General features: G+C 67.3%; 8 protein-coding genes. 7 read left to right on the forward strand and 1 reads right to left on the reverse strand.

Translation table 11 applies throughout. The features are described 5' to 3' along the window. Window positions 1-20: 20 nt before the first annotated feature. The 7 genes from pgeF to JNO53_RS14820 all read left to right on the forward strand — a co-directional run bounded on the left by pgeF (window position 21) and on the right by JNO53_RS14820 (window position 6809). Window positions 21-722, forward strand: coding sequence for a peptidoglycan editing factor PgeF (pgeF, locus tag JNO53_RS14790; RefSeq protein ID WP_203113385.1), 702 nt, complete (start codon window positions 21-23; stop codon window positions 720-722). A 180-nt stretch (window positions 723-902) separates the two neighbouring features. Further along, the gene (petA, locus tag JNO53_RS14795) at window positions 903-1478 is read left to right on the forward strand and encodes a ubiquinol-cytochrome c reductase iron-sulfur subunit (protein ID WP_203113345.1); all 576 of its coding nucleotides are present in this window, start codon (window positions 903-905) and stop codon (window positions 1476-1478) included. Window positions 1479-1495: 17 nt separating this feature from the next. After that, window positions 1496-2788 (forward strand): cytochrome b, encoded by a 1293-nt coding sequence (locus JNO53_RS14800; protein WP_203113347.1) that lies wholly within the window; start codon window positions 1496-1498, stop codon window positions 2786-2788. Window positions 2789-2810: 22 nt separating this feature from the next. Then, window positions 2811-3671 (forward strand): cytochrome c1, encoded by an 861-nt coding sequence (locus JNO53_RS14805; RefSeq protein ID WP_203113349.1) that lies wholly within the window; start codon window positions 2811-2813, stop codon window positions 3669-3671. A gap of 76 nt (window positions 3672-3747) precedes the next feature. Further along, window positions 3748-4284, forward strand: a complete 537-nt coding sequence (locus tag JNO53_RS14810) for an adenine phosphoribosyltransferase (RefSeq protein WP_203113352.1) — start codon at window positions 3748-3750, stop codon at window positions 4282-4284. Window positions 4285-4359: 75 nt separating this feature from the next. After that, window positions 4360-6213, forward strand: coding sequence for a cation:proton antiporter (locus JNO53_RS14815; RefSeq protein ID WP_203113354.1), 1854 nt, complete (start codon window positions 4360-4362; stop codon window positions 6211-6213). A 17-nt stretch (window positions 6214-6230) separates the two neighbouring features. Beyond that, window positions 6231-6809, forward strand: coding sequence for an OmpA family protein (locus JNO53_RS14820; protein WP_203113357.1), 579 nt, complete (start codon window positions 6231-6233; stop codon window positions 6807-6809). A 4-nt stretch (window positions 6810-6813) separates the two neighbouring features. Here the strand turns inward: JNO53_RS14820 and JNO53_RS14825 are convergent. Next, the coding region (locus JNO53_RS14825; RefSeq protein ID WP_338015373.1) for an inositol monophosphatase family protein at window positions 6814-7276 on the reverse strand (463 nt) is incomplete at its 5' end.

Consider the following 7276-nt stretch of genomic DNA (forward strand, 5'->3'; position numbering starts at 1 on the left):
GCGGTGTGCCGCACGGGTTCATGACCCGCAGTGGCGGCGTTTCGACGGGGCCGGCCGCGGGGCTGCAATGCGGCTACGGCGCGGACGATGATCCGCAGGCGGTGCGCGCCAACCGGCGGCTGGCGGTCGAGACCGTGCTGCCCGGTGCAGAGCTCGTCAGCGTTCACCAGATTCATTCGCCCGACGTCGCGGTGGTCGAGGAACCCTGGGGCGACGACGAGCGCCCTCGCGCCGATGCGCTCGTCACGCGGCGGCCGGGAGTGCTGCTCGGCATCGTCACTGCGGACTGCGCGCCGGTGCTGCTGGCGGATCGCGCCGCAGGGGTGATTGGCGCGGCGCACGCCGGCTGGCGCGGGGCGCATGGCGGCGTGATCGAGAACACGGTCGAGGCCATGGTGGCCCTCGGCGCCGAACGCCCCCGGATCGCGGCGGCGGTCGGCCCCTGCATCGCGCAGCCGAGCTACGAAGTCGACGCGAGTTTCCGTGCGCAGTTCGGGGATGAAGAGGCTCGCTTCTTCGCTCCCGGCAAGGCGGGGCGCTGGCAGTTCGACCTGCCGGGCTACATCCTCATGCGCCTGCAATCGGCAGGCATCGGGACGGCCCATGCGCTCGGCCTCGACACTTATGCCGATCCTGAACGCTTCTATTCCTATCGCCGTGCGACGCATCGGGGAGAGGCCACCTACGGCCGACTGATCTCGCTTGTCGGGATGGCGCGCTAGGGCATTCCCGCATTTCCAAAAAGGCGGTTGGCAGCGCTGGCTTTCGAGTCTACAGGCCCCGCAAACCGGCACCGCAGGGGGCCTCGCCTGCTCTTGCGCAGGTTGCGGCCGTTTGGGGATTCTCTCCATCGGCAGCGGGGTCGGATCCGGGCAAGACACGTCTGAATCAAGGCAGGGCTAATGGCTGATACGACTGGCGCCGCGACACCCGATACAGTCGCCGTACATGGCGATGACGGGGTCCGCCGGCGCGACTTCATCAACATCGCGGCGGTCAGCGCTGCGGGTTTCGGCGGGGTGGCGGTGCTCTATCCGCTGATCAGCCAGATGGCGCCTTCGGCCGACGTGCTCGCCGAAAGCAGCACCGAAGTCGACGTTTCGGCGATCGAGCCGGGCCAGGCGATCAAGGCCGTCTTCCGCAAGCAGCCACTGTTCGTGCGCCGCCTGACGGACAAGGAAATCGCGGAGGCGAACGCGGTCGACGCCAGCTCGCTGCGCGATCCGCAGACCCTCGCCGAGCGGACCAAGGAAGGGCATCAGGACATGCTCGTCACCATGGGCGTGTGCACCCACCTCGGCTGCGTGCCGCTGGGCGCCGCCGAAGGTGAGAACAAGGGCGAATTCGGCGGCTACTTCTGCCCCTGCCACGGTTCGCACTACGACACGGCCGCGCGCATCCGCAAAGGCCCGGCGCCGACGAACCTCGAAGTGCCGGAATACGAGTTCACTTCCGACACCGTCATCAGAGTCGGCTGAGGAGCGAGAGACAGAACATGAGCTTCCCCTGGGCCAAGGAATACACTCCGGCCAATCCGGTCATGAAATTCCTCGACGAAAAGCTGCCCCTGCCGCGGCTCGTCTACAACGCGGTTGGCGCCGGCTATCCGGTGCCGCGCAATCTCAACTACATGTGGAATTTCGGCGTGCTCGCCGGGTTCTTCCTCGTGCTGCAGATCGTTACCGGCGTGATCCTGGCGATGCACTACGCCGCCGACGCGACCGTCGCCTTCGGCAAGGTCGAGCACATCATGCGCGACGTGAACTGGGGGTGGCTGATGCGCTATGCCCACGCCAACGGCGCGAGCTTCTTCTTCATCGTCATCTACCTGCACATCTTCCGTGGGTTCTACTACTCCTCGTACAAGGCGCCGCGCGAGATGGTGTGGCTGCTGGGCGTGGTGATCTTCCTGCTGATGATGGCGACCGCGTTCATGGGCTATGTCCTGCCGTGGGGTCAGATGAGCTTCTGGGGCGCCAAGGTCATCACCGGCCTGTTCGGTGCGATCCCCGTGGTCGGCGAGCCGCTGCAGGTCTGGCTGCTGGGCGGTTTTGCACCCGACGACGCGGCGCTCAACCGCTTCTTCTCGCTGCACTTCCTGCTGCCGTTCGTGATCGCCGGCGTGGTCATCCTGCACATCTGGGCGCTGCACATTCCGGGCTCGTCGAACCCAACCGGCGTCGAGGTGAAGGGCGAGAGCGACACCGTGCCGTTTCACCCCTACTACACGGCGAAGGACGGCTTCGGACTGGGTGTGGTCCTGATCCTGTTCGCAGCGATGGTCTTCTTCCTGCCGAACTACCTCGGCCACCCGGACAACTACATCGAGGCGAACCCGCTCTCGACCCCGGCGCACATCGTGCCCGAATGGTACTTCTGGCCCTTCTACGCGATCCTGCGCGCCTTCACGATGGACTTCATCCTGCCGGCCAAGCTCTGGGGCGTGCTGGCGATGTTCGCGGCGATCCTGATCTGGTTCTTCCTGCCGTGGCTCGACCGTTCGCCGGTACGCAGCGGCCATTATCGCCCGCTGTTCCGCAAGTTCTTCTGGTTCGGTCTCATCCCGGTGATGGCGGTGCTGTTCTACTGCGGCGGCGCGCCGGCGGAAGAACCGTACGTGATGCTCAGCCAGCTCGCGACGGCATACTACTTCCTCCACTTCCTGGTGATCCTGCCGCTGGTCTCCTCGTTCGAGAAGCCCGAGCCGCTGCCCTATTCGATCACCGAAGCGGTGCTGGGGTCCGACAAGAAGGCCGTGCTCGGCGAAAACACGACGCCCGCGACCTGAGGACGAGAGAAAGAGACGCACAATGATCCGGCCTATCGCAATCCTCGTCGGTCTTGGCTTCAGCATCGTCGTGCTGCTGGCCTTCGTGACCGGCGCCTACACCTGGGCGACCGAAGAGGCGCAGCCCACCGCGGAGCATGAATTCCATCTCGCGCCGCACGGCCCCGAAGGCGGCTTCGCGCACGACGGTCCGCTCGGCACCTGGGACGTGGCCCAGCTTCAGCGCGGCTACCAGGTCTACAAGGAAGTCTGCGCCGCCTGCCACAGCCTCAAATACGTCGCCTTCCGCGATCTCGCGGGGCTCGGCTACGACGAGGGGCAGATCAAGGCGGAAGCGGCGAGCTACCAGGTGCCCGGCATCGATCCGAACACCGGCGAGGCGACGTTCCGCCCGGGCCTGGCGACCGACTACTTCCCGTCGCCCTATCCGAACGCGGTCGCGGCGGCTGCGGCGAACAACAACGCTATTCCGCCCGATCTCTCGCTGATGACCAAGGCGCGTCATCACGGGCCGGAATATGTTTACTCGCTGCTGACGGGTTACGGCCCGATCCCGGCCGAGCTGAAGCAGGAGTTCCCGGACTTCGAAACGCCGACCGGACTGCACTTCAACCGCTACTTCCCGAACCTCAACCTGGCGATGGCGCCGCCGCTGACCACCGACGGTCAGGTGACCTACGCCGATGGCAACCCGCAGCCGACCATCCGCCAGATGGCGGCCGACGTCGCCGCCTTCCTGACCTGGACCGCCGAACCCAAGATGGTCGAGCGGCGCCAGACCGGCTGGCCGGTGCTCGGGTTCCTGATCTTCGCGACGATCCTCGCGTTCCTCGCCAAGAAGCAGGTCTGGTCGAGCGTGACGCCCGGGCGCAAGGACGACTGATCTCCTCGCCTGCCAAACGCGATTGCGCCCCTCCATCCCGGCGATGTGAGGGGCGCTTTCATTTCGGGAGGACCGGATGAGCCTCGACGACCTCAAGGCCCTCGTCCGCACGGTGCCGGATTTTCCCGCGCACGGAGTCCAGTTCCGCGATGTGACCACGCTGATCGCGCACGGCGAGGGCTTCGCCGCGGCGGTCGAGCATCTGGCCGAGCGCGCACGCGCCGCCGAGGCTGAGGCGATCGCCGGCATGGAGGCGCGCGGCTTCATCTTCGGTGCCGCCGTCGCGGTCCGGCTCGGGGTCGGCTTCGTGCCGGTGCGCAAGCCGGGCAAGCTGCCCGTCTCCACGCTCGGCATCGACTATGCGCTCGAATACGGCAGCGATCGGCTGGAAATCGATCCGGGCGCGATCGTGCCGGGCCAGAACGTGGTGATCGTCGACGATCTCATCGCCACCGGCGGCACCGCGCTCGCCGCCGCGGAACTGCTGCGCAAGGCCGGGGCGCGGGTCGAGCACGCGCTGTTCGCGATCGATCTTCGCGAGCTGGGCGGGGCCGAGAAGCTGCGCGCCGCGGGCGTCGAAGTCGAGGCATTGATGGACTTCGAGGGCAAATAACGGGATAGAACGCCGAGCCCGCGCATTGTCGATGCGAGGACTGCTCACACAGGAATACGATCGCTCCGGGGGGTAATGGAAGAACAGGCATTCGTCATCGCGCTTGTCGGCGTGCTCGGCATCGGGGCGCAGTGGATCGCCTGGCGCACTGGCTGGCCCGCGATCGTGCTGATGCTCGCCGCCGGCTTCCTCGCCGGGCCGATCCTGGGCCTGTTCGATCCCGAAGCGGCATTCGGCGAACTGCTCGAGCCGATGGTCGCCATCGGCGTCGCGCTGATCCTGTTCGAAGGCGGCCTCAATCTCGATCTGCGCGAGCTGCGCCATGCCGGCGACGGGGTCTGGCGCCTCGTGCTGTTCGGCGTGCCGATCGGCTGGCTGCTGGCAACGCTGGCCGGATACTTCGTCGCCGGCCTCGTCTGGCCGGTCGCCATCCTCTTCGGCGGCATTCTGGTCGTGACGGGCCCAACGGTCGTGCTGCCGCTGCTTCGCCAGTCGAAGATCCTCCCGCGACCTGCGGCCACGCTCAAGTGGGAGGCGATAGTCAACGATCCGCTCGGCGCGCTCTGCGCCGTGATCGCCTACGAATACTTCCGCCTCACGGCGGCCGCACCCGACGCGACCCTGTTCGAAGTGGTGCCGCCGATGATCATCGCCGCGCTTCTGGCGGGCGGAATCGGCTATGCCGCCGCCCGCTTCGTGGCCTGGTCCTTCCCGCGCGGGCTCGTTCCCGAATACCTCAAGGCCCCGGTGCTCCTGACGCTGGTCATCTGCGTGTTCGTGCTGTCGAACGCGATCGAGCACGAGGCCGGGCTGATGGCGGTTACCGTGATGGGCGTCGCGCTAGCCAACATGAACGTCACCAGCCTGCGCTCGATCCACCATTTCAAGGAAAACATCGCGCTCATCCTGGTGTCGGGTATCTTCATCGTGCTGTCGGCCTCGCTCGACTATCAGGAGCTGAGCTACCTCAACTGGCGCTTCGGGCTGTTCCTGCTCGCGCTGCTGTTCCTCGTGCGTCCGGCGACGATACTCGTCAGCCTGCTGTTCAGCTCGGTTCCGTGGAATGAGCGGCTGCTGCTCGCCTGGATCGCACCGCGCGGTATCGTCATGGTCGCCGTGTCCGGCCTCTTCGCGCTTCGCCTGTCGGAGCTCGGCTATGCCGACGGCGAGGTGCTGATCGGCCTCAGCTTCGCGGTGGTGGTGGCGACGATCGTCGCACACGGCTTCACCATCGATCTCGTCGCGCGCTGGCTGGGCGTGAGGGGCAGCTCGCGCCCCGGCTTGCTGATCGTCGGCAGCACCCCGTGGACGATCGCCCTCGCGCAGGAGATGCACGCGCTGAAAACGCCGGTGATGGTCGTCGACTCGAGCTGGCAGCGCCTCGCCCCCGCACGGCGCGCGGGCCTGCCGTTCTATCACGGCGAGATCCTCAACGAAGCGACCGAGCACAATCTCGATCTTACCCCGTTTCAGGTGCTCGTCGCCGCGACGGAGAACGAGGCCTACAACACGCTCGTGTGCAACGAGTTCGCCTACGAGATCGGCCGCGATACCGTGTACCAGCTCGGCGAGGCAGTGAGCGACGATGACCGCCACGCCATTCCGCCGTCCCTGCGCGGCCGCGCGCTGTTCGAATCCGGCTTTGGCGTGGCCGACGTCAACGAACGTCAGGCGCAGGGCTGGGTCTTCCGCAAGACCAAGCTGTCCGACGAGTTCAAGTTCGACGACGCGCGCGAGCTTCTGCCCGAATCGGGCCACCTTCTACTCCTGCTGCGCAAGGACGGCACGCTGCGCTTCTTCACCCACGCCTCGCGGCCCGACCCGCGGCCCGGCGACACCGTCATCTCCTTCACCCCGCCGAAGAGCCGGACGGCGGGCGAGGGGGCGGACCGGCCGGCGAAGGGAAGGCGGGGGCAGCAACCGGCATGACGATGAGGACCGAGACGATGAGACTATTGTTCGCGACGACGGCCGTGCTCGCTCTGGCGGGTTGCGACCGGCGCGAACCGCCCCCACCGCCCGAGCCGACGCCCGAGGCGTCGCCGACCCAGGCCTCGATCATCCGGCCGGAGATCGAGGTCGAACGGCCCGAGCCGGAGCTCGAGCCGCTGGAAGCCAGCGTCACTTTCGCCGAGGCAGGCGGCGACCTTTCCGCCGCGGCGCTGGAGGACCTCAAGACGATTCTCGAATCGCCGCAGATGGCCGAAGGCGGCGCGATCGTGCTGCGCGGCCATACCGATTCTACCGGCGACGACGAGGCCAACCTGCGCGTGTCGGGGCGGCGCGCGGAAATGGTGCGCGACTGGCTGGTCGAGCAAGGCGTGGCCGAGGAGCGCATCACCGTGATCGCTCTCGGCGAGCAGCGTCCCATCGCGCCCAATGCCAAGCTGGATGGGTCGCCGGACGAGGCCGGCCGCGCGGCCAATCGGCGCGTCGATGTCGCGATTGCGTTACCCGACGCAGTGGCTGACGAAGCGGAAGAGGACGAAGCCGCGCAGTCGCACGCGACCCCACAGGTCCACTAGCGCATCAGCCGATCCGGCGTACTTCCTCGAGCACCTGTTCGGCCCATTGTGTTCTGCAGATGAGGAGGTCTGGGAGTTCGGTATCGGGCGCGTTGTAGATGAGTGGTGAGCCGTCGATGCGTGAGCAGTGGAGGCCGTGTGCCTTGGCGACGGCGACGGGGGCGCAGTTGTCCCACTGGTACTGTCCGCCGGAGTGGAGGTAGATCTCGGCCTGGCCGCGGACCACGGCCATGGCCTTGGCGCCGGCCGAGCCCATCGCGATGAGCTCGCCGCCGATCGCCTCGGCCACGGCGAGCGCTTCCTTGGCAGGCCGGGTGCGGCTGACCACGAGGCGCGGGGCGGCGGCGGGTTCGGGCAGGGCGGCGATCCGGTCGCTGCGCAGCACCACGCCGCCGTTCAGGCCGGGCAGCGCGACCGCGCCGACTTTGGCTTCCCCGTCGATGGCAAGCCCGACATGGACCGCCCAG

The sequence above is a fragment of the Altererythrobacter sp. C41 genome (genome assembly GCF_016803135.1).
Lineage (GTDB): Bacteria > Pseudomonadota > Alphaproteobacteria > Sphingomonadales > Sphingomonadaceae > Pelagerythrobacter.

Bases quoted from the DNA above. Each gene is read 5' to 3' on its own strand.
- pgeF (WP_203113385.1), top strand. From the start codon at position 21: ATGACCCGCAGTGGCGGCGTTTCGACGGGGCCGGCCGCGGGGCTGCAA.
- petA (WP_203113345.1), top strand. From the start codon at position 903: ATGGCTGATACGACTGGCGCCGCGACACCCGATACAGTCGCCGTACAT.
- JNO53_RS14800 (WP_203113347.1), top strand. From the start codon at position 1,496: ATGAGCTTCCCCTGGGCCAAGGAATACACTCCGGCCAATCCGGTCATG.
- JNO53_RS14805 (WP_203113349.1), top strand. From the start codon at position 2,811: ATGATCCGGCCTATCGCAATCCTCGTCGGTCTTGGCTTCAGCATCGTC.
- JNO53_RS14810 (WP_203113352.1), top strand. From the start codon at position 3,748: ATGAGCCTCGACGACCTCAAGGCCCTCGTCCGCACGGTGCCGGATTTT.
- JNO53_RS14815 (WP_203113354.1), top strand. From the start codon at position 4,360: ATGGAAGAACAGGCATTCGTCATCGCGCTTGTCGGCGTGCTCGGCATC.
- JNO53_RS14820 (WP_203113357.1), top strand. From the start codon at position 6,231: ATGAGACTATTGTTCGCGACGACGGCCGTGCTCGCTCTGGCGGGTTGC.